Origin of the sequence: Stenotrophomonas sp. TWI602 (genome assembly GCF_039674045.1) — a bacterium.
In the GTDB taxonomy this organism is placed as follows: domain Bacteria; phylum Pseudomonadota; class Gammaproteobacteria; order Xanthomonadales; family Xanthomonadaceae; genus Stenotrophomonas.
Map to the genome: position 1 here is coordinate 1 of NZ_JBDJMT010000034.1, position 26,926 is coordinate 26,926.

Genomic DNA, 26,926 nt, shown 5'->3' on the forward strand with positions numbered 1-26,926 from the left:
TGGTTGTCACCCTGATCAACCCGGTCGCCATGGATGAAGGCCTGCGCTTCGCGATTCGCGAAGGCGGCCGTACCGTCGGCGCCGGCGTGGTCTCCAAGATCATCGCGTAATCTGCTAGAATCTGCGCCCCGATGTTGCCTGGGTAGGGCATCGGGGTGTAACCAAACGGGAAAAGAGGCGCAGGATGCTCCTCGTGTTCCCCAGACCAGGAAGGGTCGCGCCATTCAGGCTTTGTCAACAGTGACCCTGTTGACTGCCAACTTGTATGCGCGCTATACTTTTTGTCTGGGCAGATCGGGAGACCGGTCTGCCTCGATTTTTGAGGTCTACGGAAAGATCTTGTCGCCGCGCAGGAATGTGCGGCGTCTGCATTCAGGATATTCATGGGACAAGGCAACCCAGAGGCCTTGTCCGTCGCTCTTTTAACGAAGGAACCCACCGTCATGGCGGACCAAAAGATCCGGATTCGGCTGAAGGCGTTCGATCATCGTTTGATCGACCGTTCGGCCAGCGAGATCGTAGAAACGGCAAAGCGGACCGGCGCGCAAGTGCGTGGCCCGATCCCCCTGCCGACCAAGATCGAGCGTTACACCATTCTCGTCTCGCCGCACGTCGATAAAGACGCGCGTGACCAGTACGAGACCCGCACGCATAAGCGCGTGCTCGATATCGTTGACCCGAACGACAAGACCGTGGACGCGCTGATGAAGCTCGAACTGGCTGCCGGCGTCGACGTTCAGATCAAGCTGACCTGAGGACTACGACCATGACGAAGAAATATTCGTTGGGCTTCGTGGGCCGCAAGGCTGGCATGAGCCGCGTGTTCACCGAAGATGGCCAGGCCATCCCGGTAACCCTGATTGAAGCTACCCCGAACCGCATCGCGCAGATCAAGACCGTCGAAGCTGACGGCTACAGCGCCGTGCAGGTGACCGTCGGCGCGCGTCGCGCTGCCCTGGTCAACAAGCCGGAAGCCGGTCACTTCGCCAAGGCGAAGGTCGACGCGGGCCGTGGCCTGTGGGAATTCCGCGTTGAAGACGCGCAGCTCGGCGATTTCGCCGTTGGCGGCGAAGTCAAGGCGGACATCTTTGAGGTTGGCCAGAAGGTCGACGTCCAGGGTGTCACCAAGGGTAAGGGCTTCCAGGGCACCATCAAGCGCTACAACTTCCGTATGGGCGATGCAACCCACGGTAACTCGCTGTCGCATCGCGCGCCGGGTTCCTTGGGCCAGCGCCAGACCCCGGGTCGCGTTTTCCCGGGTAAGAAGATGTCCGGCCACATGGGTTCGGTGCAGCAGAGCACCCAGAACCTTGAAGTGGTGAAGGTCGATGTCGAGCGTGGTCTGATCGCGATCCGTGGTGCCGTTCCGGGCGCAGCGGGTGGTGACGTGATCGTTCGTCCGGCTAGCAAGGCATAAGGAGAGATGACGATGGAACTCGTTATCACGGGTAGCAACAACAAGGTCTCGGTCTCCGATGCCGTGTTCGGTCGCGATTTCAGCGAAGATCTGGTTCACCAGGTCGTCGTTGCTTACCGCAACGCCGGTCGCGCCGGCACCAAGGCACAGAAGACTCGCTCTGAAGTGGCTGGTACCACCAAGAAGTCGAAGAAGCAGAAGGGCGGCGGCGCGCGTCATGGCGCACTGACGGCTCCGATCTTCATCGGCGGCGGTGTCACCTTCGCGGCCAAGCCGCGCAGCTTCGAGCAGAAGGTCAACCGTAAGCAGTACCGTGCAGCCATGTGCGCGATCCTGTCCGAGCTGAACCGCCAGGGCCGTCTGACCATCGTGGAGTCCTTCGATGTCGAAGCGACCAACACGAAGGCTCTGATCGCCAAGCTGGCCGGCCTGGAAGTGGGCAAGCGTCCGCTGATCGTCACCGAAGATGCTTCCGAGCACCTGTACCTGTCGGCGCGCAACATTCCCTACGTGGAAGTGCGTGACGTGCAGGGCCTGGACCCGGTGTCGCTGGTCGGTGCCGACACGGTCGTCATCACCGCTGATGCGGTCAAGAAGGTCGAGGAGTGGCTGGCATGAGCAGCAACGAAAAAGTCTTCAGCGTGCTGCGCGCTCCGCGAGTCTCCGAAAAGACCGCGCGCCTGCAGGAACATTCCAACCAGTATGTCTTCGAAGTTTCGAACGAAGCCACCAAGGCCGATGTAAAGGCCGCGGTTGAGCAGCTGTTCGACGTCAAGGTCGAATCGGTCAACGTGCTGAACGTGAAGGGCAAGAACAAGTCCTTCCGTAACCGCACCGGCCGCCGCGGCGATTGGCGCAAGGCGTACGTGCGTCTCGCCGATGGCCAGTCCATCGATGTAACGGCCAAGGCCTGAGGTCCATCCCATGCCATTGATGAAATTCAAACCCACTTCTCCCGGCCGTCGTTCGGCCGTGCGCGTGGTCACGCCCGATCTGCACAAGGGCGCGCCGCATGCAGCGCTGCTGGAGCCGCAGAGTAAGTCCGGTGGTCGTAACCACCACGGCCGCATCACCACCCGTCACGTGGGTGGTGGTCACAAGCAGCACTACCGCGTCATCGACTTCAAGCGCAACAAGGAAGGCATTCCGGCGCGCGTGGAACGCATCGAATACGATCCGAACCGCACCGCCCATATCGCCCTGCTGTGCTACGTCGACGGCGAACGCCGCTACATCATCGCACCGAAGGGCCTGAAGGCCGGTGACCAGGTGATCGCGGGTTCGGACGCGCCGATCAAGACCGGTAACACGCTGCCGCTGCGCAACATCCCGGTCGGTACCACTGTCCACGGCATCGAACTGAAGCCGGGCAAGGGTGCTCAGATCGCGCGTGCCGCCGGCGCTGCCGTGCAGCTCGTCGCTCGTGAAGGTATCTACGCCACCCTGCGCCTGCGCTCGGGTGAAATGCGTAAGGTGCCGGTCGAGTGCCGCGCCACCATCGGTGAAGTCGGTAACGACGAACACAACCTGGAAAAGCTGGGCAAGGCTGGCGCCAAGCGCTGGCGTGGTGTCCGCCCGACCGTTCGTGGTGCTGCCATGAACCCGGTTGACCATCCGCACGGCGGTGGTGAGGCGAAGGCCGGCCAGGGCAACCCGCATCCGGTCACCCCGTGGGGTGTCCCGACCAAGGGTTACAAGACGCGCAAGAACAAGCGCACCCAGCAATTCATCGTCCGCGATCGTAGGGGCTAATCGACCATGGCACGTTCACTCAAGAAGGGCCCGTTTGTCGATCACCACCTCATCAAGAAGGTGGAAGCCGCTGCGGGTAGCAAGAAGCCGATCAAAACCTGGTCGCGCCGTTCGATGATCCTGCCGGAAATGGTAGGCGTCACCATCGCCGTTCATAACGGTAAGAACCACGTTCCGGTGCTCGTCAACGAGAACATGGTCGGCCACAAGCTCGGCGAATTTGCCATCACCCGGACCTTCAAGGGTCACGGTGGTGACAAGAAGTCGGGCAAGTAAGGAGAGATGACAATGGAAGCGAAAGCAATCCTGCGCTCCGCGCGCATCTCTGCGCAGAAAGCCCGCCTGGTCGCTGACCAGGTGCGCGGCCTGCCGGCCGAGCGTGCGGTCAACCTGCTGAAGTTCTCGGACAAGAAGGCTGCCCACCTGATCAAGAAGGTGGTGGAGTCGGCTATTGCAAACGCCGAGAACAACCAGGGCGCCGACGTCGACGAGCTGAAGGTACAGACCATCATGGTAGATGAAGGTCCGACCCTGAAGCGTTTCATGGCGCGGGCGAAAGGCCGCGGCACCCGCATCCTCAAGCGCACCAGCCACATCACTGTGGTTGTGGGCGCCGGCAAGTAAGCGGAAAGGAAAACACCATGGGTCATAAAGTTCATCCGATTGGTATCCGCCTCGGCATTTCCAAGGACTGGAACTCCAAGTGGTACGCCAACAAGGCCGAGTTCGCTGGTTATCTGGCAGCCGACCTGAAGGTGCGGGACATGCTGCGCAAGAAGCTTGCGCAGGCCGGCATCAGCAAGATCCTGATCGAGCGTCCGGCAAAGACCGCTCGCGTGACGATCCACACCGCCCGTCCGGGCGTGGTGATCGGCAAGCGCGGTGAGGACATCGAGAAGCTGCGCAAGGAAGTGAGCGAGATGATGGGCGTCCCGGCGCACATCAACGTCACCGAAGTGCGTAAACCCGAGCTGGACGCACAGCTGGTTGCCGAGTCGATCGCGCAGCAGCTGGAGCGTCGCATCATGTTCCGCCGCGCGATGAAGCGTTCGGTCGGCAACGCGATGCGCCTCGGTGCCCTGGGCATCAAGGTCAACGTCGGTGGCCGCTTGAACGGCGCGGAAATCGCCCGTTCGGAGTGGTACCGCGAAGGCCGCGTGCCGCTGCATACGCTGCGTGCCGACATCGACTATGGTTTCGCTGAAGCCAAGACGACCTACGGCATCATCGGCATCAAGGTCTGGATCTACAAGGGCGAAGTCTTCGATTTCTCCCAGGTTGGCCAGGAAAAGCAGGACGACTCCCCGCGCAACGATCGTAACGATCGCGGCGACCGCGGTGACCGTCCGTCGCGCCCGGCTCGTGAAGCGAGGTAACGACAATGTTGCAACCCAAGCGAACCAAATACCGCAAGGTACACAAGGGCCGTAACGATGGTCTGAGCTGGAGCGGCAACGCTGTCAGCTTCGGCGAATACGGCCTGAAGGCAACCGCTCATGGTCAGCTGACCGCGCGTCAGATCGAAGCGGCTCGCCGCTCGATCAGCCGCTACGTCAAGCGCGGCGGCAAGATGTGGATCCGAGTGTTCCCCGACAAGCCGATCACCAAGAAGCCCATCGAAGTCCGAATGGGTTCTGGTAAGGGCAACGTGGAGTACTGGGTAGCCCAGATCCAGCCCGGCCGCATGATCTATGAAATCGAAGGCGTCGCAGAAGACGTGGCACGTGAGGCGTTCCGCCTGGCTGCCGCCAAGCTCTCCGTGACCACCACTTTCGTGACCCGGACGGTGCTCTGATGGATATCAAACAACTTCGCGAAAAGTCGGCTGACGACCTGAAGAGCCACCTGATCGACCTGCGTAAGGAGCAGTTCTCGCTCCGTATGCAGCAGGTCACTGGCCAGCTGCCGAAGACCCACGAAACCCGCCGGGTTCGCCGCGAGATCGCTCGCGTCAAGACCCTGCTCGGCAGCACCAAGTAAGGATGGCCGCGATGAGCGATAACAACGACAGCAAGACGCTGCGCACGGTCGAAGGCCGTGTCGTCAGCAACAAGATGGACAAGACGGTCACCGTGTTGGTGGAGCGCCTGGTCAAGCACGCCCTGTACGGCAAGTACATCAAGCGTTCGACCAAGCTGCACGCACACGACGCCGACAACACCTGCAACGAAGGTGATGTCGTTCGTGTGACCGAGATTGCTCCGATGTCCAAGACCAAGAACTGGCGCGTGGTGGAAGTCATCACGCGTGCGGTTCAATAAGGAGATCTGACTCATGATCCAGATGCAGAGCTACCTCGAAGTCGCGGACAATTCCGGTGCCAAGGAAGTGATGTGCATCAAGGTGCTCGGCGGCTCCAAGCGCCGCTACGCGCACATTGGCGACATCATCAAGGTCACCGTGAAGGATGCAATCCCGCGCGGCAAGGTCAAGAAGGGTGAAGTGTTCGACGCCGTCGTGGTGCGTACCCGCAAGGGTGTGCGTCGCGCCGATGGTTCGCTGATCCGTTTCGATGCCAACGCCGCGGTCCTGCTCAACAACAAGCAAGAGCCGATCGGTACCCGCATCTTCGGACCGGTGACGCGTGAACTTCGTTCCGAGAAGTTCATGAAGATCGTCTCGCTCGCTCCCGAAGTGCTGTGAGCGACAGGAGATAATCATGGCTAACCGTATCAAGAAGGGCGACCAGGTTGTCGTCAACACCGGCAAGGACAAGGGCAAGCAGGGCGAAGTCGTCCGCGTCGACGGCGATCGTGTGATCGTCGCCAACGTGAACATCGTCAAGCGCCACACCAAGCCGAACCCGCAGGCAGGCGTTGCCGGCGGCGTGGTCGAGCGTGAAGCGTCGATCCATATCTCCAACGTGAATGTGCTGAACCCGGCTTCGGGCAAGGGCGAGCGCGTTGGCTTCAAGGTGCTGGAGGATGGACGCAAACTGCGTGTGTTCCGCTCCAGCGGTGAGGCGCTCGACGCCTGAGGAATGAGCAGATGAATTCCCGTCTCGAAAAGTTTTACAAGGAAGAAGTGGTGCCGGCGCTGATGAAGCAGTTCGGCTACACCAATCCGATGCAGGTTCCGAAGCTGGTCAAGGTCACCCTGAACATGGGTGTCGGCGAAGCAGCCACGAACAAGAAGATCCTGGAAAATGCCGTCGCCGATATGGCCAAGGTCTCAGGTCAGAAGCCGATCGTGACCAAGTCCCGCGTCTCGGTGGCATCGTTCAAGATCCGCGATGGTTGGCCGATCGGCTGCAAGACCACGCTGCGTCGTGAAAAGATGTACGAGTTCATGGACCGTCTGATCAACATCTCGTTGCCGCGCGTGCGCGACTTCCGTGGTGTCTCGGGTCGTTCCTTCGACGGTCGTGGCAACTTCAACATGGGTGTGAAGGAACAGATCATCTTCCCGGAAATCGACTTCGACGCTGTCGACGCCATCCGCGGCATGGATATCGCCATCACCACCACCGCCAAGACCGATGCGGAAGCGAAGGCGCTGCTCGCAGCGTTCAAGTTCCCGTTCCGTAACTGATACGTCGAGGAATCCGAAATGGCAAAGACCTCCATGGTCAACCGCGACCTCAAGCGTGCGAAGCTGGCCGTCAAGTACGCCGGCAAGCGTGAAGAGCTGAAGAAGATCATCTCCAGCGCGACCGCGTCGTACGACGAAAAGGCCGAGGCCGTCATCAAGCTGCAGAAGCTGCCGCGCGATTCGTCGCCGAGCCGTCACCGCAACCGTTGCGAGCTCTCGGGCCGCCCGCGTGGCGTGTACAGCAAGTTCGGCCTGGGCCGTAACAAGCTGCGCGAAGCCACCATGCGTGGTGACGTGCCGGGCCTGCGCAAGGCCAGCTGGTAAGGGATTCGTCCCTTCAACTGCCCGGTGCCTTCACGGCGCAGGGCAGGGGAGAAGGGCCGGTTTCCCGGCTCTGATCCCGGATTAAGGGAGCCCGACGCAAGTCGGGCTCTTTTTGCCGTATACTCCCGCGTCTTGCTCGCCCGCAAGGCGTGAGCAGTGTGTGAAGACGGGCCCTGGCCCATTCCAGGTAGACACAAGATTTTCGCGAAAGCGGATATCGGTGCACTCAAAGGTATCGACTATGAGCATGACTGATCCCATCGCCGACCTGCTGGTACGCATCAAGAATGCGGCCGCGGTTGGCAAGCAGACGGTGAAAGCACCGTCGTCCAAGATCAAGGTGGCAATCGCAGAGGTGTTGAAGGCCGAAGGCTACATCACCGATCTGCGCGTGACCAAGATCGAGAACAACAAGGCCGAGCTTGAAATCGTCCTGAAGTATTTCGAGGGCAAGCCGGTCATCGAGACCCTGAAGCGCTTCTCGCGTTCGGGTCTGCGCCAGTACCGTGGCAAGTCCGAGCTGCCGAAGGTCCTCAACGGCCTGGGTATCTCCATCATCTCCACCTCCAAGGGCATCATGACTGATGCGCAGGCGCGCCAGTTGGGCGTCGGCGGCGAAGTCCTGTGCTTCGTGGCCTAAGGCGAGAAGGAACCAACTATGTCCCGCGTAGCCAAGAAGCCAGTCAACCTGCCCAAGGGCGTTGAACTGAACATCCAGCCGGAATCCGTCAGCGTGAAGGGCCCGAAGGGGACCCTGTCGCTTGCCAAGGTTGCCGGCGTTGAAATCACTGTCGACAACGGCGTTGCCACCCTGGCCGCCAACGATGCCTCGCTGGTCGCCCTCACCGGCACCGTGCGCGCCATCCTGGCCAACATGGTCAAGGGCGTCACCGACGGCTTCGAGCGCAAGCTTGAGCTGGTCGGCGTCGGTTACCGTGCCGCCATGCAGGGCAAGGATCTGAACCTGTCGCTCGGGTTCTCGCATCCGGTCCTGTTCGTGGCGCCGGAAGGCATCACCATCTCGACCCCGACCCAGACCGAAGTGCTGGTCCAGGGCACCGACAAGCAGCGCGTTGGCGAAGTTGCCGCCAAGATCCGTGGCTTCCGTCCGCCGGAGCCCTACAAGGGCAAGGGTGTGAAGTACGCCGGCGAAGTCATCATTCGTAAGGAAGCCAAGAAGGCCTAATTCAGGTCCTCAGCTTTCCAAGGAAAAAGATCATGAACAAGAACATCGCTCGTCTGCGTCGTGCCAAGTCGACCCGTGCACACATCCGTGTGCTCGGCGTGCCGCGCCTGTCGGTGCTGCGCACCGGTCAGCACCTGTACGCCCAGGTCTTCACCGCCGATGGCTCCAAGGTGCTGGCGTCGGCCAACACCACCCAGGCCGACGTCAAGGAAGGCCTGAAGAACGGCAAGAACAGCGACGCCGCCGTCAAGGTTGGCAAGCTGGTCGCCGAGCGCGCCAAGGCTGCGGGCATCGAGAAGGTCGCTTTCGACCGCTCGGGCTACCGCTACCACGGCCGCATCAAGGCACTGGCTGATGCAGCCCGCGAAGGCGGCCTGCAGTTCTAAGGGATAAGGAAGCGGGGCTGGTCCCCGCTTCCGCCTGCCTGCCGGCGCGGGTTGCGCCGGGCGACGTCCTTCTTCTGCAGGGGCGCTCGATCCACCGCTTCATTCCACAGCTATAAGCGGCATTGAGCCGTACATACTCAATCAATCAAGGAATCAACATGGCAGAAGAACGTCAGCAGCGGGGTCGCGATCGCGATCGCCGCGAAGAGAAAGTCGACGACGGCATGATCGAAAAGCTGGTCGCGGTCAACCGCGTCAGCAAGACCGTCAAGGGCGGTCGCCAGTTCACCTTCACCGCACTGACCGTGGTCGGTGACGGCGCAGGCAAGGTCGGTTTCGGTTACGGCAAGGCGCGTGAAGTGCCGGTCGCGATCCAGAAGTCGATGGAACAGGCTCGCAAGAACCTGGCCAATGTCGATCTGAACAACGGCACGTTGTGGCACCCGGTGAAGTCCGGCCACGGCGCAGCTCGCGTGTTCATGATGCCGGCCTCCGAAGGTACCGGTGTGATCGCCGGTGGTGCCATGCGCGCCGTCCTGGAAGCCGTTGGCGTCAAGAACGTGCTGGCCAAGGCCGTCGGCTCGCGTAACCCGATCAACCTGGTTCGCGCCACGCTGAAGGGTCTGACCGAAATGCAGTCGCCGGTCCGCATCGCGGCCAAGCGCGGCAAGAAGGTGGAGGATCTCAACCATGGCTAATGACACCGTCAAGACCGTCAAGGTCCGTCTGGTTCGCGGCCTGCGTGGTGCCCAGGCGCGTCATCGCCTGTCGGTGCGTGCGCTGGGCCTGGGTAAGCTGAACGATGTCCGTGAACTGAAGGACAGCCCGCAGGTTCGCGGTCTGATCAACAAGGTCCACTACCTCGTCAAGGTTGAGGAATAATCCAATGACCATGCATCTGAATGAATTGAGCCCGGCACCGGGCGCTCGTAAAGAGCGTACCCGCGTCGGTCGTGGTATCGGCTCCGGCCTGGGCAAGACCTGCGGCCGCGGCCACAAGGGTTCGTTCGCCCGTAAGGGTGGCGGCAAGATCAAGGCAGGCTTCGAAGGCGGCCAGACCCCCATGCAGCGTCGTCTGCCGAAGGTCGGTTTCCGTTCCAAGATCGCCAAGGACACGGCTGAAGTGCTGTCCTACCAGCTTGAGCGTCTGGAAGCTGGCGAGATCGACTTTGCCGCGCTGCGCGCTGCCAAGCTGGTCCCGAGCACCGCTAAGCGTGCCAAGATCGTCATGAAGGGTGACCTGACCAAGGCATTCACCCTGAAGGGCGTCGCTGCAACGGCCAGTGCCAAGGCCGCGATCGAAGCTGCCGGCGGCAGCGTACAGGAGTAAGACATGGCGCAAGCTGGCATTGGTAACCTCGGCGGCGGGCTCGGCAAGTTCACGGAACTCCGCCAGCGACTGCTGTTCGTCATCGGGGCATTGATCGTCTACCGCATCGGCTGTTATGTGCCGGTGCCTGGCGTCAATCCCGATGCCATGCTTGCGCTCATGCAGGCGCAGGGCGGCGGCATCGTGGACATGTTCAACATGTTCTCGGGCGGCGCCCTGCACCGTTTCAGCATTTTCGCGCTGAACGTGATGCCGTACATCTCGGCATCCATCGTGATGCAGCTGGCGGTCCACATCTTCCCCGCATTGAAGTCGATGCAGAAGGAAGGTGAATCGGGTCGTCGCAAGATCACCCAATATTCCCGCATCGGCGCCGTGTTGCTGGCGGTGGTGCAGGGCGGCAGCATCGCGCTGGCGCTGCAGAACCAGGTCTCCCCGGGCGGTGCCCCGGTCGTCTACGCACCGGGCATGGGCTTCGTGCTCACCGCCATCGTCGCGCTGACCGCCGGTACCATCTTCCTGATGTGGGTCGGTGAGCAGGTCACCGAGCGCGGCATCGGCAACGGTGTGTCGCTGATCATCTTCGCCGGCATCGTGGCCGGCCTGCCGGGCGCGGTCATCCACACCGTGGAAGCCTACCGCGACGGCAACATGAGCTTCATCGCCCTGCTGCTGATCGTGCTGGTGGTGCTGGCCTTCACCTACTTCGTGGTGTTCGTCGAGCGCGGCCAACGCCGCATCACGGTGAACTACGCACGTCGCCAGGGTGGCCGCAACGCGTACATGAACCAGACCTCGTTCCTGCCGCTGAAGCTGAACATGGCGGGCGTGATCCCGGCCATTTTCGCCTCGAGCATCCTGGCATTCCCGACGACGCTGGCCATGTGGTCCGGCCAGGCCAGTTCGGCCACGTGGCTGCAGAAGGTCGCCAACGCCCTCGGGCCGGGCGAGCCGCTGCACATGATCGTGTTCGCCGCGCTGATCAGTGGTTTCGCGTTCTTCTACACCGCGCTGGTGTTCAACTCGCAGGAAACCGCCGACAACCTGAAGAAGTCGGGCGCGCTGATTCCGGGCATCCGTCCGGGCAAGGCGACCGCCGACTACGTGGATGCCGTGCTGACCCGTCTGACGGCGGCCGGTTCGCTGTACCTGGTGATCGTCTGTCTGCTGCCGGAAATCCTGCGCACCCAGCTCGGCGCCTCGTTCTACTTCGGTGGCACTTCGCTGCTGATCGTGGTGGTGGTGGTGATGGACTTCATTGCCCAGATCCAGGCGCACCTGATGTCGCACCAGTATGAGAGCCTGTTGAAGAAGGCCAACCTGAAGGGCGGCAACCGCGGCGGTTTTGCCCGCGGCTGATTGACCTGTTACACTAGTCTTCTTGTTGCGAAGGCCCTCCGGTTCCCGGACTGGCCTTCCAAATCGAAGGGCGGCCCCTGCAGCGGTTTCGGGTGGGGGTGTGATGTGGTGGTCCCGCGCGGGAGTAGCGCGGGCGGCGGCGGGGGCAACCTCTGCAGTCAACGACATCCGGCGCCGGAGCATGGGCACACTCCCCACGCCGGGTCCATGGAACCTCCAGGTTCCACGGGCTTCCCAGTAAACCGAGACCTTGATAGAATCGCTAGTTCACTTTTTTGATCCATCCTGCCGGATTGGCGCGCCCATGGTGCGCTGTCGGCCATCACTCAGCTGGAGAACCGCGTCATGGCGCGTATTGCAGGCGTCAACCTGCCAGCCCAGAAGCACGTCTGGGTCGGGTTGCAAAGCATTTACGGCATCGGCCGTACCCGTTCGAAGAAGGTCTGCGACGCCGCAGGCGTGACCTCGACCACCAAGATCCGCGATCTGTCGGAGCCGGAAATCGAGCGTCTGCGTCTCGAAGTCGGCAAGTACATCGTGGAAGGCGATCTGCGCCGTGAAATCGGTATCGCGATCAAGCGCCTGATGGATCTGGGCTGCTACCGCGGTCTGCGTCACCGTCGCGGTCTGCCGCTTCGTGGCCAGCGCACCCGTACCAACGCCCGCACCCGCAAGGGCCCGCGCAAGGCGATCAGGAAGTAAGGGACCTAAGAAATGGCTAAGCCCGTCGCTAAGACCAAGAAGAAGATCAAGCGCGTCGTCACTGACGGCGTCGCCCACGTCCATGCTTCTTTCAACAACACCATCGTGACCATCACCGACCGTCAGGGCAACGCTCTGTCGTGGGCGACCTCCGGTGGCGCTGGCTTCCGCGGTTCGCGTAAGTCCACCCCGTTCGCTGCCCAGGTGGCTGCCGAGAAGGCCGGCCGTGCCGCGCTCGACTACGGCGTCAAGTCCCTGGAAGTCCGCATCAAGGGCCCGGGTCCGGGTCGTGAGTCGGCCGTGCGCTCGCTGAACAACGTGGGCTACAAGATCACCAACATCATCGACGTGACGCCAATCCCGCACAACGGGTGCCGTCCGCCGAAGAAGCGTCGCGTCTAAAGGAGCGATAAGAAATGGCTCGTTATATCGGTCCTACCTGTAAGCTCGCCCGCCGCGAAGGCGCCGACCTTTCCCTCAAGAGCCCGGCGCGCGCGCTGGACTCCAAGTGCAAGCTGGAGCAGAAGCCCGGCCAGCACGGCGCCACTGCCCGTAAGGGCAAGCTGTCCGACTACGCTACCCAGCTGCGTGAAAAGCAGAAGGTCAAGCGTATCTACGGTCTGCTGGAGCGTCAGTTCCGCAACTACTACAAGAAGGCCTCGACCAAGAAGGGCAACACCGGCGAGAACCTGCTGCAGTTGCTGGAAACCCGTCTTGACAACGTCGTTTACCGCATGGGCTTCGCAGTGACCCGTCCGGCTGCCCGTCAGCTGGTCTCGCACCGCGGTGTCACCGTGAACGGCAAGTCGGTCAATCTGGCTTCGTACCAGGTCAAGGCTGGCGACGCTGTCGCTCTGTCCGAGAAGGCTGCCAAGCAGCTGCGCGTCCAGGAAGCCCTGACCGTGTCTGCTACGCATGACCTGCGTCCGTCGTGGGTTGAAGTTGATTCCGGCAAGTTCGCCGGCATCTTCAAGGCCGTGCCGGATCGTTCGGACCTGCCTGCGGATATCAACGAAGCGCTGATCGTCGAGTTGTATTCGAAGTAATTCACATTGGAGAACCTCCGGGTCACACCGGAGGTTCGCAGGAGAACCCGCAACATGACGGTTACCGCCAACCAGGTTCTGCGTCCTCGCGGTCCGCAGATCGAACGCCTTACCGATACCCGCGCCAAGGTCGTGATCGAACCCTTGGAGCGTGGTTACGGGCATACGCTGGGCAACGCCCTGCGTCGCGTGCTGCTGTCGTCCATCCCGGGCTTCGCCATCACGGAAGTCGAAATCGATGGCGTACTGCACGAGTACACCACGCTTGAAGGCTTGCAGGAGGACGTGCTGGAAGTCCTGCTCAACCTGAAGGATGTGGCCATCCGCATGCATACCGGCGACAACGCTACGCTGTCGCTGTCCAAGCAGGGTCCGGGTGTCGTTACCGCTGCTGATATCAAGATTGACCATAACACCGAGATCCTCAATCCGGCTCATGTGATCTGCCATCTCACCAAGGATGTGGCGATCAACATGCGTCTGAAGGTCGAGCGCGGTTTCGGCTACCAGCCTGCTGCTGCTCGTCGTCGTCCGGATGAAGAAACCCGTGCCATCGGCCGCCTGGTCCTGGATGCGTCGTTCTCGCCGGTCCGTCGCGTCGCCTATTCGGTGGAAGCGGCCCGCGTCGAACAGCGTACCGATCTGGACAAGCTGGTGCTGGACATCGAAACCAACGCAACGATCGATGCCGAGGAAGCCGTGCGCACTGCCGCCGACATCCTCAGCGATCAGCTGTCGGTCTTCGGTGACTTCACCCACCGCGACCGCGGTGCGGCGAAGCCGGCCAACAACGGCGTGGATCCGGTGCTGCTGCGCCCGATCGACGATCTGGAGCTGACCGTGCGTTCGGCCAACTGCCTGAAGGCAGAGAGCATCTATTACATCGGCGATCTGATCCAGAAGACCGAAGTGGAGCTGCTCAAGACCCCGAACCTCGGCAAGAAGTCGCTGACCGAGATCAAGGAAGTCCTCGCACAGCGCGGTCTTTCGCTCGGCATGAAGCTGGAGAACTGGCCGCCGGCCGGTGTCGCCCAGCACGGCATGCTCGGCTGATCCAGCGCTACGCAAGATGCTTGACCCCGCACCTTCGGGTGCGGGGGCTTCACCGGCAACACTCCGCACCGACAGGTCGATAGCCTGCGGTGACGGCCAGCCAGGATGGCTGGCACCGGACCATCCGCAGTCCAAGCAACAACGCCAGGATGGCGACAGCGATACCCAACCGATCCAACATTCACTTCAGGAATCACCGTCATGCGTCATATGAAGTCCGGTCGTAAGTTCAACCGCACCAGCGCCCATCGCGAAGCAATGTTCAAGAACATGGCCGCGTCGCTGTTCAAGCACGAGCTGATCAAGACCACCCTGCCGAAGGCCAAGGAACTGCGCCGCGTTGCCGAGCCGCTGATCACCCTGGCCAAGGTTGATTCGGTTGCCAACCGTCGTCTGGCGTTCGCTCGCCTGCGCGACAACGAGGCCGTCGGCAACCTGTTCACCACCCTGGGCCCGCGTTACGCGACCCGTCCGGGCGGCTACCTGCGTCTGCTGAAGTGCGGTTTCCGCGCTGGCGACAATGCGCCGATGGCCTATGTTGAGCTGGTCGATCGTCCGGCTGCTGTGGCTGAAGCCGTCGAAGAGTAATCTTCGAGCTGTACCTGTTATTCGGTGAAGAACCCGGCCTTGTGCCGGGTTTTTCCGTTTCTGCGGGGTTGATAAGGGCCAAGGCCACGGCCAAGGCCACGGCCACGGCAAGAGCATGGCGCTGCGGGCGAGGGTGGGGCGTCGGCGCGGGTGGGTTGGCGGGACACGCCGTAAATCCGTCCATGGAGGCTCATGTCGCGCCATCCATGGCGCTCATGGTCCCGACAACCCACCCGCGCCAACGCCTGCACACATGGTCGGTGCGCATGGGGTAAAGCGGGGGCTGTGCGCGGCGTAGGTAGAGCCGGCCGTTGGCCGGCTGCGTGGCGGCTGGTCGCGGCCCTGTTAATCTTGGCGCCTGGACTTTCACGAGTGTCGGCAATGAATCCATTGCGTTGGAGTTTCCGCGCCCAGTTCCTGTTGGGGTTTCTGGTCTGCGCGGCACTGTTGGGGTATGCGATCTTCCTGCAGTTGAAGATGGGGTTGGAGCCGTGTCCGTTGTGCATTTTCCAGCGGATTGCGTTCGCGGCGCTGGGGCTGTTGTTCTTGATCGGGGCGCTGCATGGTCCGCGGGATCCGGCCGGGCGGAAGACGTATGGGGTGCTGGCCTTCATCGCGGCGGCGGTCGGTATCGGCATTGCCGGTCGCCACGTGTATGTGCAGCTGCTGCCGCAGGACATGGGCTCGAGCTGTGGGCCGCCGCTGAGTTTCCTCAGTGAGACGATGGGGCCGTTCGAGGTGTTCCGCACCGTGCTGACCGGTACCGGCAACTGCGGCAACATCGATTGGCAGTTCCTGGGCCTGACGATGCCGATGTGGAGCCTGGTGTGGTTCGCGGCCTTGGCGGTGTGGGCGCTGGTGACGGCGTTCCGGGCGCGTCGGCGCCACTGAGGCCGGTTTCACGTCAGCTACCCGACCTGGCGCGCGTCTGGCGGCCAGGCCGGGTGCTGCGATCAGGCAGGGATGCTCCTGAGCTGATCAGACGGCAGGGCTTCCTCGCTCAGGTCAGAAGTCCTGCTGCAGGCTGAGGTAGGCGCCGCGGCGGGGACCCCACTGCGGGGCGAAGACGCCGATGCCGCCGCCGTCGCGCAGTTGGTAGCTGCGATCCAGGGCGTTGACCAGCGCGAGCTGTGCGTGCAGCGGGTGGCCGCTATCGGCGTTGAAGTCGTGGCCGGCGCTGAGGTTGAGTTGCAGGTAGGCCGGGAGTTCGCCGCCGTTGGGGATGCCGTCGGCATCCGAGCGCAGGCCGCTGCCGAAGACGTAGTCGGCGCCAAGACGGTTGTGGCCGGCGAAGGCGTAGCTGATACCGCCGGACGAGGTCAGTTTCTGATCGTGGTCCAGATGGATCCAGTTGTTCTGGACGTAGGCCAGTGCCTCGGGATCGAGGTTGTACTGGCCGGTGATGACCTGCTTGCCCATGGCCTTGTTGTAGGCGGCGTTGACGTAGGCGCTGAGCGGGCCGTTGCTGTAGTCGGCGCTGAATTCCACGCCGTGGATGTGGCCGAGGCGATAGTTGAACGTCGAGTAGATGTAGGCGGCGCCGAACTGGCCTTCGTCCTGCAGGCGGTCGACCTTGCGGTCGTAAGCGTCCAGGCCCAGGGTGAGGTGTTCGCCCAGCTGCTGGGAGACGCCGATGTCGTAGTAGTCGCTGCGCTCGGACAGCGGCGTGGTGCTGCCTCCGGCCGGTTGCTGGTTGGTGGTGCCGTCGTAGAGTGCGATGTCGCTGCTGGCCACCAGTTCGCTGGCCGGCGGGGTGAAGTAGCGCGAGTACCCGGCGTGCACGGTGGTGCTGTCGGTGGCGTTCCAGACCACGCCCACCCGCGGGCTGAGCTGGCCTTCAGTGCCACCGAACGCCTTGTAGCGGTCGCCGCGCAGGCCGTAGTTCACGGTCCAGTCGTCGCCGAGGCGCCATTCGTCCTGCAGATAGACCGCGGTGGTGGTGGCGTTGAAGGCGCTCGCCTCCGGAATGCGCCGGGGCACGGTGCTGGCCTGTTGGCCGTCGGCGTCGACCGGGAACACCCAGGTGTCGCTGCCGGCGCGGGCGCGTTCGGCGTTGACGTACAGGCCGTAGCGCAAGGTGTGGTTTTCGCCCAGCGGGGTGGAGAAATCGGCCTGCACGGTGTTGGCGCGGTTGCTGCGCTCCACCTGTGAGGCAACGCCGTTGAAGATCAGATCGCCGGCCAGGTCCGGGTGGAAGGACAGGTCGCTGTACCGCTGCCCGGCCGAGACCTGGTAGGCGGTGCTGCCCAGCGCGCCCTGCAGCACCAGCATGCCGAAACGGGTGGTCTCGCGCTGGGTTTCGTCCAGCGCGGCGGAGTCCGCAGTGACCGTGTCCAGGTAGCCGAACTGCGGGGTCTGGCCGGGGTTGACCGGGATCTGGAAGCGGTTGTTGGAGAACCCGGCGAACAGGCTCAGGCGGGTGTCGTCGTTGACCAGATAGGTCAGGTCGGCGAATGCCTTGCCCTGGTGGGTGTCATCGTGGTCCGGCCGGCGCGAGGCGGTGGGGTTTTCCATGCCGACCTGGTTCTGGTCGTAGTTGCCGGTCAGATACCAGCTCCAGCGGCCCTGGCTGCCCCACCACGAGGCGTTGGGGTTGACCTTGCCGTAGGAGCCGGCAGTGAGGCCGGCACTCCCGCCATTGCCCAGCTCGGCGCCGCTGCGGGTGGTGATGTCGACCACGGCGGCCGTGCGCTCGCCGAACTGCGCCGGCAGCGCGCCGTCCATCAGGCGGATGCTCTTGATCGCGCGGGCGTCCAGCGTCTGGCCGAAGCCGGAGATCGATTCGGGCAGCAGGACGCCGTTGAGCCGGTACTGGAGGTTGGCATGGTCGCCGCGCACGTGGACGCCACCGTAGGAATCCTGGACCACCCCCGGCGCCTGCAGCAACACCTGGTTCAACGGGGTGGAGGCGCCCAGCGGCAGGTTCTGGATGTCTTCGGCAGTGATCTGGTACTGGCTGCTGCCGATATCCGGCGACAGCGCATTGCGCGCCTGGTCGAGTTTGGCGCTGACCGTGACCGCGTCCAGATCGGTGACGGCAGGGGCGGCGCTGGTGGCGGCGGCGGCGAGGGCGGGCAGGCCGGTCAGGGCCAGGGAAACAGCAATACCGGTAGCAAGCAGGGAGGGCTTCATGAGGATGGCTTGGCTGGGCGATGGAGGAGGGGCCGGCCTGGCAAGTGTTACTCCATAACAAATCATGCGCCTGTCCGATGCCGCTGGACCATGCGCGATCTGGCCGATCGCCGTGTCCTTTCTTCAGCGTTCAGCCTCCGGGCGCGTGCCCGCCCCTTTGCGCCGGGGGCGCGCTCTGCGACCATGACCGGCCCCACACCCCGGAAGTCCGTGATGAGCCTGTCCGCCCCGCCTGTAGCCGATCCCGCCGCGACCGCTGTCGACGCTGCCTGGTCGCCGGAGAGCTGGCGTGGCAAGCCGGCGCTGCAGATGCCGACCTACCCGGACCCGCTGGCGCTGGATGCCGCCCTGCACGAGCTCAAGCGGCTGCCGCCGCTGGTGACCTCCTGGGAAATCCTGGCGCTCAAGCAGCAGCTGGCCGATGCGCAGGAAGGCAAGCGCTTCCTGCTGCAGGGCGGTGACTGCGCGGAGAACTTCAGCGATTGCGAATCCACCACCATCTCCAACCGGCTCAAAGTGCTGCTGCAGATGAGCCTGGTGCTGGTGCACGGCATGCGCAAGCCGGTGATCCGGGTCGGGCGTTTTGCCGGGCAGTACGCCAAGCCGCGCTCGGCCGATACTGAAACCCGCGACGGCCTGACCCTGCCCAGCTACCGCGGCGATGTGATCAATGCGCCGGAGTTCACTGAAGCTGCGCGTCTGCCGGACCCGCGCCGGATGCTGCAGGCGCATGCGCACTCGGCGATGACGATGAACTTCGTGCGGGCGCTGATCGATGGCGGCTTCGCCGATCTGCACCATCCCGAATACTGGAACCTGGAGTGGGTGCGGCACTCGCCGCTGGCCACCGATTACCAGAAGATGGTGTCCTCGATCGGCGATGCGGTGCGTTTCATGGAAACGCTGTCCGGCACGCAGGTGTACAACCTCAACCGGATCGATTTCTACACCTCGCACGAAGCGCTGCTGCTGCCCTACGAGCAGGCGCTGACCCGCCAGGTGCCGCGCCAGCAGGGCTGGTTGAACCTGAGCACGCATTACCCGTGGATCGGCATGCGCACCGCAGCGCTCGATGGCGCGCACGTGGAGTATCTGCGTGGCGTGCGCAACCCGATCGCGATCAAGGTGGGCCCGTCGGTGCAGCCGGACCAGCTGCTGCGCCTGATCGACGTGCTCAACCCCGAGGACGAGCCGGGCCGCCTGAGCTTCATCCACCGCATGGGGGCGGCACAGATCGCCGAAAAACTGCCGCCGCTGTTGAACGCGGTCAAGCGCGATGGCCGGCGCGTGCTGTGGGTGTGCGATGCGATGCATGGCAACACCGAGAGCACCAGCAACGGCTACAAGACGCGTCGTTTCGACAACGTGCGTGGCGAGGTCGAGATGTCCTTCGACCTGCACGCCGCGGCCGGCACGCGGCTGGGCGGCGTGCACCTGGAGCTGACCGGTGAGGACGTGACCGAATGCACCGGCGGTGCGCGCGAGTTGACCGAGCGCGATCTGGAGCGTGCCTACCGTTCCTCGGTGGATCCGCGCCTGAACTACGAGCAGTCGCTGGAAATCGCGATGGCGATCGTGCGCAAGCAGGCGCACTACGCCGACTGATACCGGTGCGTGTCCTCGACACGCACCTTACATTCGCCTGACACGATGGTCATGGCGGCACCGGCATGCTGTGCACTTCCTTGCGGAGAACACAGGAGCGTGCAGTGACCGTGGACTGGCAGCAGGCAGCGCTGTATCTATGGCCGATCTCGATCGCACTGGCGATCGGGGTCAGCGGCTGGTGGTTGTTGATGGCGTTGACGCGGCGACTGAAAGACCGCGACTACCGCCGCGCCCGCATCGCGCGCGTGATCAGCCGACCGCTGGCGTTCGCCCTGCCGCTGTTGCTGCTGATTCCCGCGCTGGAAGCGACGCCGCTGCAGGAGCATCGGCTCGAGCAGGCGCTGCGGCTGCTGCACATCGGTGTGACCGGCTGCGTCATCTGGCTGCTGGTGCGGGCCGTGGCCGCGGGCGAGCAGGCGATCCTGCGCGACCATCCTATGGAGGTGGCCGACAACCTCGAAGCACGCCGCATCCAGACCCAGACCCGGGTGCTGAGCCGTGTGTTGATGGGCGCGATCATCCTGGTCGGCGTCTCGCTGATCCTGCTCACCTTCCCGATGGTGCGCCAGATCGGCACCGCGCTGCTGGCCTCGGCCGGCATCATCGGCCTGGTCGCCGGTATCGCGGCCAAGCCGGTGTTCGGCAACCTGATCGCCGGCCTGCAGATCGCCTTGACCCAGCCGATCCGGCTGGACGATGTGGTGATCGTCGAGGGCGAGTGGGGCCGGGTCGAAGAGATCAACAGCAGCTATGTGGTTGTGCGGATCTGGGATGCGCGGCGGATGGTGGTGCCGTTGACCTGGTTCATCGAACACCCGTTCCAGAACTGGACCCGGCGCAGCGCCGATCTGCTCGGCACCGCCTTCCTGTGGCTGGATTACACCGCGCCGATCCCGGCGATCCGCGCCGAGCTGGAGCGCATCTGCAAAGGCGAGGCGCTGTGGGATGGCCAGGTCTGCGTGACCCAGGTGACCGAGACCAGCGAGCACACCCTGCAGGTGCGTCTGCTGGTGAGTGCGCGCAATTCCGGCGATGCCTTTGATCTACGCTGCATCGTGCGCGAACGCATGCTCGATTTTCTCGCGCGCGAACATCCTCAGTCGTTGCCGCGCACTCGTGCCGAGCTCAATCAGGAAGTGACGCCGAGCCGTCGCGCACGCTCGCAGCCAGCAGACGATGTGCGTTCGCCCGGTGCCGAAGATGGTGAGCCGGCGCTCCTGCCAGACCCGGGTGACGCATCCCGGTAATGCCGGCCAGCGGCCGGCACTACCAACGCGGGGCGTACGTTCTCGGGTAGGTACCGACCGTTGGCCGGTACACGCCGTTCAGGGCGCGACGCCGTTCGTCAGCAGGCTGTCGGTCTGGAACCGCGGCGGGCGACGTGCGCGGGTGCGTTGCTCGTAGGCGTAGCCCAGCTCGATCAACCGCGGCTCGCTCCAGGCGGTGCCCATGAACAGCAGCCCCAGCGGCAGCCCGTTCACGTGCGCCATCGGCACGGTCAGGCTGGGGTACCCCGCCACCGCGGCCGCGCTGTAGCTTTCACCGGGGAAGTCATCGCCGCGGCCGGGCCGGATCGGCCAGGCCACCCCGGTGGTCGGTGCCACCAGCGCATCGAGGTTCTGCTCGCGCAGCACGGCATCGATGCCTTCCGGACCGGCCAACCGGCGCGCATCGCTGCGTGCGCGGATGTACGCCGGGGTGCCGAGGCCGCCCATGGTGGCGGCGGTGTCCATCAGGTCCTGATCGAACAGCGCCAGTTCCTTGCCCGCATGCTGCCGGTTCCACGCGATGACGTCGTCCAGCGTGCGTACCGGCGCCTGGTAGGTGGTGAAGTAGCGCTGCAGCCCAGCCTTGAACTCATGCATCAGCACGATCTGCTCAGCCTCCTGCCACTGGCCCTGGGTCGGCAACCGCACCGGCACCACGGTCGCACCCGCGTCGCGCAGCACGGCGACCGCATGCTGCAGGGCCGGGGCGATGCCCGGCTTCTGCATCAGGTCGCCATACAGCACGCCGATCCGCGCACCGCGCAGGCCATCGGCGTTCAAGCGCGAGCTGTAGTCGTACACGGCGCGCCCCGGCATGGTCGCGGTGGCCGGGTCGGCCTCGTCACGGCCGGCCATGGCGGTCAGCAGGGCGGCCGCGTCTGCCACGCTGCGTGCCATCGGGCCGGCGGTGTCCTGGCTGAAAGAGATCGGGATGATGCCTTCGCGGCTGACCAGTCCCACGGTTGGCTTCAAGCCGACCACCCCGTTGACCGCGGCCGGGCAGACGATGCTGCCGTCGGTCTCGGTGCCGATCGCGGCCACCGCCAGATTGGCCGAGACCGCCACCGCGCTGCCACTGCTGGAGCCGCACGGGGTGTGACTGAGCCGGTAGGGATTGCGCGTCTGGCCGCCGCGCGCGCTCCAGCCGGAGATCGATTGGCTGGAGCGGAAGTTGGCCCACTCGCTGAGGTTGGTCTTGCCCAGGATCAGCGCACCGGCCGCGCGCAGCCGCTTGACCAGGAACGCATCGTCGGGGCGGAAGCCTTCCAGCGCGAGCGAACCGGCCGTGGTGCTCATGGGGCTGGCGCCGATGTTGTCCTTGAGCAGCAGCGGGATGCCGTGCAGTGGGCCGCGCAGCTGCCCCTGGCGGCGCTCGGCGTCCAGCTGGGCGGCCTCGCGCAGTGCATCGGGGTTGAGCTCGATCACCGCGCGCAGGCGCGGGCCGGCCCGGTCGAGGCGGGCGATGCGGTCCAGGTAGGCGTGGGCCAGCGTGACGCTGTCCAGCTCGCCGCTGGCCATCCGCGCCTGCAGATCGCCGATGTCAGCCTCGGCATAGGCGAATGGCAGCGCCACGGTCGGTGAGGGCGTGGGCGATTCACGGGCGTGCAGGGGCACCGGGCCCGGGCTGCAGCCGGCCAGCGCGATGAGCATCAGTGATGTCAGTGTCAGGCGCATGCCTGTCCCCCCGAACCGGCCGACAGGCTAACCAGCACAGGCGGCGCTTGGCAACTCAAGCCGCGTTGGCGATCGTGCCGTGGCGTTTGCGGATATCGCGGGCGAGCACGCCGACCACGATCAGATTGATCACCAGCACCGACCACGAGGCCCAGCCCGGGTGCCGGAGGATGGCGTAGATATCGAACGGCAGGTAGATGCCGGCGGTGACGCAGCCCAGCCAGGAGGCCCAGGCTTTGGCGCGCCAGAGGCCCCAGGCCTCGAAAAGGTGCAGGACGCCGTAGGCGACCATCGCAGCAGCCGCCAGATGCACCGCATCGGGGCTGATCATGTTGAGCAGCGAGGGCAGGGTGCCGTGATCCGGGTCCAGGCTGAACCGGCGGATCAGGGCATTGACCGCATCGCGCAGGGGCTGCGGACCGAGCATTTCCAGCCCGGTCGCAGCCAATAGCGCCAGAACCGCCTTGCTGGCTTCCAGCAAGGCGATCAGGTGAAGCCCCGGATGCTTGTGAGGATCCGGGTTGTAGGGCTTGTCGATCACGACAATGGGTCCGATCAGCCGCCGCGCGAAGCCTTCTTGCGGTCGCTTTCGGTCAGGCCCTTCTTGCGCAGGCGGATTTCCTTCGGGGTGATCTCGACCAGCTCGTCGTCTTCGATGAAGTCCAGGGCCTGCTCCAGCGAGTACTTGATCGCCGGGGTCAGCTGGATCGCATCGTCCTTGCCCGAGGCGCGCATGTTGGTCAGCGGCTTGGTCTTGATCGCGTTGACGGTCAGGTCGTTGTCCTTGGAGTGGATGCCGACCAGCTGGCCTTCATACACGTTGTCGCCTTCAGCCGCGAACAGCTTGCCGCGTTCCTGCAGCGGGCCCAGGGAGTACGCCGGGGTGGCACCCGGGGCATTGGCGATCATCACGCCGTTCTGGCGCTTGGCGATCGAACCCTGTTCCTTCGGGCCGTAATGGTCGAACACGTGGAACAGCAGGCCCGAACCCTGGGTCAGGGTCTTGAACTCGTTCTGGAAACCGATCAGGCCACGGGCCGGGATCTGGTATTCCAGGCGCACACGGCCCTTGCCGTCCGGCTCCATGTTCTTCAGCTGGCCCTTGCGGGTGCCCAGCTTTTCCATCACGCCGCCCTGGTGCTGCTCTTCGATGTCCACCACCAGCTGCTCGATCGGCTCCATGGCCTGGCCGTCGATCTGCTTGATGATCACTTCCGGGCGCGACACGGCCAGCTCGTAGCCTTCGCGACGCATGTTTTCGATCAGCACCGACAGGTGCAGTTCGCCACGGCCGGAGACCAGGAACTTGTCGGCGTCTTCCAGCTGTTCAACCTTCAGGGCCACGTTGTGGACCTGCTCGCGATCCAGGCGATCCTTGATCTGGCGGCTGGTCAGGAACTTGCCACCGGACAGGTCCTTGTTGCCGGCGAACGGCGAGTTGTTGACCTGGAAGGTCATCGAGATCGTCGGTTCATCGACGGTCAGCGCCGGCAGTGCTTCCGGGGTATCCGGGTGGCACAGGGTGTCGGAGATGGTCAGTTCCGGAATACCGGAGATGGCGACGATGTCGCCGGCCTCGGCGGTGTCCTGCTCGATGCGCTCCAGGCCCAGGAAGCCCAGTACCTGCGCGACCTTGCCGTTGCGCTTCTTGCCTTCACGATCGATGACCGCGACCTGCATGTTCTTCTTCAGGGTGCCGCGCTGCACGCGGCCGATGCCGATCACGCCCACGAAGTTGTTGTAGTCCAGCTGGCTGATGCGCATCTGGAACGGACCTTCCGGGTCCACTTCCGGCATCGGCGCGTGCTGCATGATCGCTTCGTACAGCGGGGTCATGTCGCCGTCGCGCACGGTGTCTTCCAGGCCAGCGTAGCCGTTCAGGGCCGAGGCGTAGACGATCGGGAAGTCGAGCTGCTCATTGGTGGCGCCGAGCTTGTCGAACAGGTCGAAGACCTGGTCGATCACCCAATCCGGACGCGAGCCCGGACGGTCGACCTTGTTCACCACGACGATCGGCTTGAAGCCCATCGCGAAGGCCTTCTGGGTCACGAAGCGGGTCTGCGGCATCGGGCCGTCCATCGCGTCGACGAGGATCAGCACCGTGTCGACCATCGACAGCACGCGCTCCACTTCGCCGCCGAAGTCGGCGTGTCCCGGGGTGTCGACGATGTTGATCCGGTTCTTGATACCGGTCTTCTTGTCTTCCCAGGTGATGGCCGTGTTCTTGGCCAGGATGGTGATGCCGCGTTCCTTTTCCTGGTCATTGCTGTCCATCACGCGCTCGGCGAGCACGGTGCGCTCGGAGAGGGTGCCGGACTGCTTGAGCAGCTGGTCGACGAGGGTGGTCTTACCGTGGTCGACGTGGGCGACGATGGCGATGTTGCGAAGATTTTCGATAGACATGCGAAAGGGGGCCAGTCGGCGCCGGATTTGGAAAAAGAAGTCCAACATTATACGGCCAAGATGACCAATCGCGAAAAGTGCCTCGCAAGCCTTGCCGGACGGGCATTCAGGTAGTGCCGGCCGCTGGCCGGCAGCCCCATGATCTCCGGCAGGTTCTGCCTGGCTGCCGGCCAACGGCCGGCACTACCGCTGTCCCTGAGGCATTCAGCAAAGCGTTTCCGTGTCGGCGCGGAGGTGCCTGGGCGCGTGGCGACGCGTTTGTCCAACAGGCGCCCGTTGGTCAGGGGGCGCGGTGTATCCTATGGGGCTAACGACAAACCCCCGTACCCCAAGGATTTGCATGTCCCTCATCGCCACTTTCGACACCACCCAGGGCCCGATCAAGGTCGAGCTGTTCGCCGACAAGGCCCCGCTGACGGTTGCCAACTTCGTCAACCTGGTCAAGCACGGCTTCTATGACGGCCTGGTCTTCCACCGCGTGATCCCGGACTTCATGATCCAGGGCGGCTGCCCCAAGGGCCAGGGCACCGGCGGCCCGGGCTACAAGTTCGAAGATGAAAAGAACGGCGTGAAGCACCAGGTCGGTTCGCTGTCGATGGCCAATGCCGGCCCGAACACGAACGGCAGCCAGTTCTTCATCACCCACATCAAGACCGATTGGCTGGACGGCAAGCACACCGTGTTCGGCCAGGTCCTCGACGGCCAGGCCATCGTGGACTCGGTCAAGCAGGGCGACGTGATCCATTCGATCACCCTGGAAGGCGACACCGACGCCGTGCTGGCCGCCCAGGCCGAGCGCGTGGCGGAGTGGAACAAGCTGATCCCCAGCGCCTGATCCGATCCCGACGGCCCCCTGCGAAGGGGGCCGTTTTTACGTTTCTTAGCAGAGGAAATCCCCATGAAAGCACCTGTTCGTGTTGCCGTGACCGGCGCCGCCGGCCAGATCGGCTACGCCCTGCTGTTCCGCATCGCCTCCGGCGACATGCTGGGCAAGGACCAGCCGGTCATCCTGCAGCTGCTCGAGCTGCCGGTCGACAAGGCCCAGGCCGCCCTGCGCGGCGTGATGATGGAACTGGAAGACTGCGCCTTCCCGCTGCTGGCCGGCATGGTCGGTACCGATGACGCCGAAGTGGCCTTCAAGGACGCCGATATCGCCCTGCTGGTCGGCGCGCGTCCGCGCGGCCCGGGCATGGAGCGCAAGGATCTGCTGCTGGAAAACGCGAAGATCTTCACCGCCCAGGGCGCGGCGCTGAACAAGGTCGCCAAGCGTGACGTCAAGGTGCTGGTGGTCGGCAACCCGGCCAACACCAACGCCTACATCGCCATGAAGTCGGCACCGGATCTGAACCCGCGCAACTTCACCGCCATGCTGCGCCTGGACCACAACCGTGCGCTGAGCCAGCTGTCGACCAAGCTCGGCAAGCCGGTCGGTGGCATGGAGAAGCTGATCGTGTGGGGCAACCACAGCCCGACCATGTACCCGGATTACCGTTTCGCCACTGCCGATGGTGCCTCCATCGCCGAGGCGATCAACGACCAGGAATGGAACGCCTCCACCTTCATCCCGACCGTGGGCAAGCGCGGCGCGGCGATCATCGAAGCCCGTGGCTCCTCCTCGGCGGCCTCGGCTGCCAATGCCGCCGTCGACCACATCCGTGACTGGGTGCTGGGCAGCAACGGCAAGTGGGTCACCATGGGCGTGCCGTCCGACGGCTCCTACGGCATTCCGGAAGGCGTGATCTTCGGCTTCGCGGTCACCACCGAGAACGGCGAGTACACCCTGGTCAAGGATCTGCCGGTCGACGACTTCAGCCAGAAGTACATCGACAAGACCCTGGCCGAGCTGGAAGAAGAGCGCTCCGGCGTCGCCCACCTGCTGGGCTGATCACTCACACGGGTGGGTGCCGTTGAGAACGGCAGGAGCCGTTCTCAACGGTGCAAAGCGCCGGCCCGGAGGGTGAGCGCCAGGACGGCGCGAATACCGTCGGTCGGTACGGATTGGAAAAAACGCCGGGCATTGCCCGGCGTTTTTTTTGGTTCTTCGCATCTTTTCCCGCGCGGCGGTCGGTGGGTCGGGCGCTGGGCCCCATACCCTTTCCGGCGAATGTCCCCCGGCGTCGGCCTGCGGCCGCCCCCTCCTCCTTTATTTCGCCTACAAGGATATTGG

The 26,926-nt window shown here is 64.0% G+C and carries 36 protein-coding genes and 1 pseudogene; 33 read left to right on the forward strand and 4 right to left on the reverse strand.

Going from position 1 to position 26,926, the window contains the following annotated elements:
* The 29 genes and pseudogenes from ABE483_RS17945 to ABE483_RS18085 all read left to right on the forward strand — a co-directional run.
* Positions 1–110: pseudogene (locus ABE483_RS17945) on the forward strand (elongation factor Tu); the annotation flags it as partial.
* A 333-nt stretch (positions 111–443) separates the two neighbouring features.
* On the forward strand, positions 444–755 hold the full coding sequence (rpsJ, locus tag ABE483_RS17950; RefSeq protein ID WP_010341589.1) for a 30S ribosomal protein S10: 312 nt from the start codon (positions 444–446) through the stop codon (positions 753–755).
* Between the two features lie 11 nt (positions 756–766).
* Entirely contained in the window at positions 767–1,417 is a 651-nt protein-coding gene (gene rplC, locus ABE483_RS17955) for a 50S ribosomal protein L3 (RefSeq protein WP_019186145.1), read from the forward strand.
* 12 nt (positions 1,418–1,429) lie between these two features.
* Positions 1,430–2,035 (forward strand): 50S ribosomal protein L4, encoded by a 606-nt coding sequence (gene rplD / locus ABE483_RS17960; RefSeq protein ID WP_313217314.1) that lies wholly within the window; start codon positions 1,430–1,432, stop codon positions 2,033–2,035.
* Complete coding sequence (rplW, locus tag ABE483_RS17965) at positions 2,032–2,331, forward strand: 50S ribosomal protein L23 (protein WP_019186147.1); 300 nt, start codon at positions 2,032–2,034, stop codon at positions 2,329–2,331. The genes rplD and rplW overlap by 4 nt, the downstream gene beginning before the upstream one ends.
* Positions 2,332–2,341: 10 nt before the next feature.
* Complete coding sequence (gene rplB, locus ABE483_RS17970) at positions 2,342–3,169, forward strand: 50S ribosomal protein L2 (protein WP_038690292.1); 828 nt, start codon at positions 2,342–2,344, stop codon at positions 3,167–3,169.
* 6 nt (positions 3,170–3,175) lie between these two features.
* Entirely contained in the window at positions 3,176–3,445 is a 270-nt protein-coding gene (rpsS, locus tag ABE483_RS17975) for a 30S ribosomal protein S19 (protein ID WP_019186148.1), read from the forward strand.
* A 12-nt stretch (positions 3,446–3,457) separates the two neighbouring features.
* Positions 3,458–3,793 (forward strand): 50S ribosomal protein L22, encoded by a 336-nt coding sequence (rplV, locus tag ABE483_RS17980; RefSeq protein ID WP_017355410.1) that lies wholly within the window; start codon positions 3,458–3,460, stop codon positions 3,791–3,793.
* Positions 3,794–3,810: 17 nt separating this feature from the next.
* Positions 3,811–4,545 (forward strand): 30S ribosomal protein S3, encoded by a 735-nt coding sequence (rpsC, locus tag ABE483_RS17985; protein WP_019186149.1) that lies wholly within the window; start codon positions 3,811–3,813, stop codon positions 4,543–4,545.
* A 5-nt stretch (positions 4,546–4,550) separates the two neighbouring features.
* Positions 4,551–4,964 (forward strand): 50S ribosomal protein L16, encoded by a 414-nt coding sequence (rplP, locus tag ABE483_RS17990; RefSeq protein WP_019186150.1) that lies wholly within the window; start codon positions 4,551–4,553, stop codon positions 4,962–4,964.
* Positions 4,964–5,149, forward strand: coding sequence for a 50S ribosomal protein L29 (gene rpmC / locus ABE483_RS17995; protein WP_019186151.1), 186 nt, complete (start codon positions 4,964–4,966; stop codon positions 5,147–5,149). The genes rplP and rpmC overlap by 1 nt, the downstream gene beginning before the upstream one ends.
* Positions 5,150–5,160: 11 nt before the next feature.
* Positions 5,161–5,430 (forward strand): 30S ribosomal protein S17, encoded by a 270-nt coding sequence (gene rpsQ / locus ABE483_RS18000; protein ID WP_121042876.1) that lies wholly within the window; start codon positions 5,161–5,163, stop codon positions 5,428–5,430.
* Positions 5,431–5,443: 13 nt separating this feature from the next.
* Positions 5,444–5,812 (forward strand): 50S ribosomal protein L14, encoded by a 369-nt coding sequence (gene rplN, locus ABE483_RS18005; RefSeq protein ID WP_017355415.1) that lies wholly within the window; start codon positions 5,444–5,446, stop codon positions 5,810–5,812.
* Positions 5,813–5,828: 16 nt separating this feature from the next.
* A complete protein-coding gene (rplX, locus tag ABE483_RS18010) occupies positions 5,829–6,146 on the forward strand; it encodes a 50S ribosomal protein L24 (RefSeq protein ID WP_017355416.1) in 318 nt (105 codons plus the stop codon).
* 11 nt (positions 6,147–6,157) lie between these two features.
* Entirely contained in the window at positions 6,158–6,700 is a 543-nt protein-coding gene (gene rplE, locus ABE483_RS18015; protein ID WP_019186154.1) for a 50S ribosomal protein L5, read from the forward strand.
* An 18-nt stretch (positions 6,701–6,718) separates the two neighbouring features.
* Positions 6,719–7,024: a 30S ribosomal protein S14 gene (rpsN, locus tag ABE483_RS18020; protein ID WP_121042878.1), complete on the forward strand. Its 306-nt coding sequence runs from the start codon at positions 6,719–6,721 to the stop codon at positions 7,022–7,024.
* 241 nt (positions 7,025–7,265) lie between these two features.
* Complete coding sequence (rpsH, locus tag ABE483_RS18025; protein WP_019186156.1) at positions 7,266–7,664, forward strand: 30S ribosomal protein S8; 399 nt, start codon at positions 7,266–7,268, stop codon at positions 7,662–7,664.
* Between the two features lie 18 nt (positions 7,665–7,682).
* Positions 7,683–8,210 carry a 50S ribosomal protein L6 gene (gene rplF, locus ABE483_RS18030; RefSeq protein ID WP_121042880.1) on the forward strand — a complete coding sequence of 176 codons (528 nt, stop codon included), beginning with the start codon at positions 7,683–7,685 and terminating at the stop codon, positions 8,208–8,210.
* A 32-nt stretch (positions 8,211–8,242) separates the two neighbouring features.
* Positions 8,243–8,596, forward strand: coding sequence for a 50S ribosomal protein L18 (gene rplR / locus ABE483_RS18035; RefSeq protein ID WP_123728451.1), 354 nt, complete (start codon positions 8,243–8,245; stop codon positions 8,594–8,596).
* Between the two features lie 158 nt (positions 8,597–8,754).
* The gene (gene rpsE / locus ABE483_RS18040; RefSeq protein WP_313209665.1) at positions 8,755–9,294 is read left to right on the forward strand and encodes a 30S ribosomal protein S5; all 540 of its coding nucleotides are present in this window, start codon (positions 8,755–8,757) and stop codon (positions 9,292–9,294) included.
* Positions 9,287–9,478 carry a 50S ribosomal protein L30 gene (rpmD, locus tag ABE483_RS18045; RefSeq protein ID WP_259261111.1) on the forward strand — a complete coding sequence of 64 codons (192 nt, stop codon included), beginning with the start codon at positions 9,287–9,289 and terminating at the stop codon, positions 9,476–9,478. The genes rpsE and rpmD overlap by 8 nt, the downstream gene beginning before the upstream one ends.
* A 4-nt stretch (positions 9,479–9,482) precedes the next feature.
* Positions 9,483–9,926, forward strand: coding sequence for a 50S ribosomal protein L15 (rplO, locus tag ABE483_RS18050; protein WP_019186161.1), 444 nt, complete (start codon positions 9,483–9,485; stop codon positions 9,924–9,926).
* Positions 9,927–9,929: 3 nt separating this feature from the next.
* Positions 9,930–11,285: a preprotein translocase subunit SecY gene (gene secY / locus ABE483_RS18055; protein WP_019186162.1), complete on the forward strand. Its 1,356-nt coding sequence runs from the start codon at positions 9,930–9,932 to the stop codon at positions 11,283–11,285.
* A 345-nt stretch (positions 11,286–11,630) separates the two neighbouring features.
* Positions 11,631–11,987, forward strand: a complete 357-nt coding sequence (gene rpsM, locus ABE483_RS18060; protein ID WP_019186163.1) for a 30S ribosomal protein S13 — start codon at positions 11,631–11,633, stop codon at positions 11,985–11,987.
* A 12-nt stretch (positions 11,988–11,999) separates the two neighbouring features.
* Positions 12,000–12,389: a 30S ribosomal protein S11 gene (gene rpsK, locus ABE483_RS18065; RefSeq protein WP_017355427.1), complete on the forward strand. Its 390-nt coding sequence runs from the start codon at positions 12,000–12,002 to the stop codon at positions 12,387–12,389.
* A 14-nt stretch (positions 12,390–12,403) separates the two neighbouring features.
* Positions 12,404–13,033 carry a 30S ribosomal protein S4 gene (gene rpsD, locus ABE483_RS18070; protein ID WP_019186164.1) on the forward strand — a complete coding sequence of 210 codons (630 nt, stop codon included), beginning with the start codon at positions 12,404–12,406 and terminating at the stop codon, positions 13,031–13,033.
* A gap of 54 nt (positions 13,034–13,087) precedes the next feature.
* Positions 13,088–14,086 carry a DNA-directed RNA polymerase subunit alpha gene (gene rpoA, locus ABE483_RS18075; RefSeq protein ID WP_121042890.1) on the forward strand — a complete coding sequence of 333 codons (999 nt, stop codon included), beginning with the start codon at positions 13,088–13,090 and terminating at the stop codon, positions 14,084–14,086.
* Between the two features lie 201 nt (positions 14,087–14,287).
* Positions 14,288–14,674 (forward strand): 50S ribosomal protein L17, encoded by a 387-nt coding sequence (gene rplQ / locus ABE483_RS18080; protein WP_123728453.1) that lies wholly within the window; start codon positions 14,288–14,290, stop codon positions 14,672–14,674.
* A gap of 381 nt (positions 14,675–15,055) precedes the next feature.
* Complete coding sequence (locus tag ABE483_RS18085) at positions 15,056–15,565, forward strand: disulfide bond formation protein B (protein WP_070426690.1); 510 nt, start codon at positions 15,056–15,058, stop codon at positions 15,563–15,565.
* A gap of 114 nt (positions 15,566–15,679) precedes the next feature.
* Here the strand turns inward: ABE483_RS18085 and ABE483_RS18090 are convergent, their stop codons facing one another.
* Positions 15,680–17,806 carry a TonB-dependent receptor gene (locus tag ABE483_RS18090; RefSeq protein ID WP_346482141.1) on the reverse strand — a complete coding sequence of 709 codons (2,127 nt, stop codon included), beginning with the start codon at positions 17,804–17,806 and terminating at the stop codon, positions 15,680–15,682.
* 213 nt (positions 17,807–18,019) lie between these two features.
* Between ABE483_RS18090 and ABE483_RS18095 the strand changes: the two genes are divergently transcribed.
* Positions 18,020–19,411: a 3-deoxy-7-phosphoheptulonate synthase class II gene (locus ABE483_RS18095; RefSeq protein WP_121042896.1), complete on the forward strand. Its 1,392-nt coding sequence runs from the start codon at positions 18,020–18,022 to the stop codon at positions 19,409–19,411.
* Between the two features lie 110 nt (positions 19,412–19,521).
* Positions 19,522–20,661, forward strand: a complete 1,140-nt coding sequence (locus tag ABE483_RS18100; protein ID WP_313219142.1) for a mechanosensitive ion channel family protein — start codon at positions 19,522–19,524, stop codon at positions 20,659–20,661.
* Between the two features lie 78 nt (positions 20,662–20,739).
* On the opposite strand, the gene ABE483_RS18105 is transcribed toward ABE483_RS18100, so the two are convergent.
* From ABE483_RS18105 to typA, 3 genes are read right to left on the reverse strand one after another with little or no spacing between them, the layout of a single operon-like run.
* The gene (locus ABE483_RS18105) at positions 20,740–22,356 is read right to left on the reverse strand and encodes an amidase (protein WP_346464614.1); all 1,617 of its coding nucleotides are present in this window, start codon (positions 22,354–22,356) and stop codon (positions 20,740–20,742) included.
* A 55-nt stretch (positions 22,357–22,411) separates the two neighbouring features.
* Positions 22,412–22,897 carry a DUF2127 domain-containing protein gene (locus tag ABE483_RS18110; RefSeq protein ID WP_121042900.1) on the reverse strand — a complete coding sequence of 162 codons (486 nt, stop codon included), beginning with the start codon at positions 22,895–22,897 and terminating at the stop codon, positions 22,412–22,414.
* Between the two features lie 14 nt (positions 22,898–22,911).
* On the reverse strand, positions 22,912–24,759 hold the full coding sequence (typA, locus tag ABE483_RS18115; protein ID WP_121042902.1) for a translational GTPase TypA: 1,848 nt from the start codon (positions 24,757–24,759) through the stop codon (positions 22,912–22,914).
* A gap of 340 nt (positions 24,760–25,099) precedes the next feature.
* Between typA and ABE483_RS18120 the strand changes: the two genes are divergently transcribed.
* Both ABE483_RS18120 and ABE483_RS18125 read left to right on the forward strand, forming a co-directional pair.
* The gene (locus ABE483_RS18120; protein WP_121042904.1) at positions 25,100–25,594 is read left to right on the forward strand and encodes a peptidylprolyl isomerase; all 495 of its coding nucleotides are present in this window, start codon (positions 25,100–25,102) and stop codon (positions 25,592–25,594) included.
* A 63-nt stretch (positions 25,595–25,657) separates the two neighbouring features.
* Entirely contained in the window at positions 25,658–26,644 is a 987-nt protein-coding gene (locus tag ABE483_RS18125) for a malate dehydrogenase (protein ID WP_088435213.1), read from the forward strand.
* The last annotated feature ends 282 nt before the right edge of the window (positions 26,645–26,926 follow it).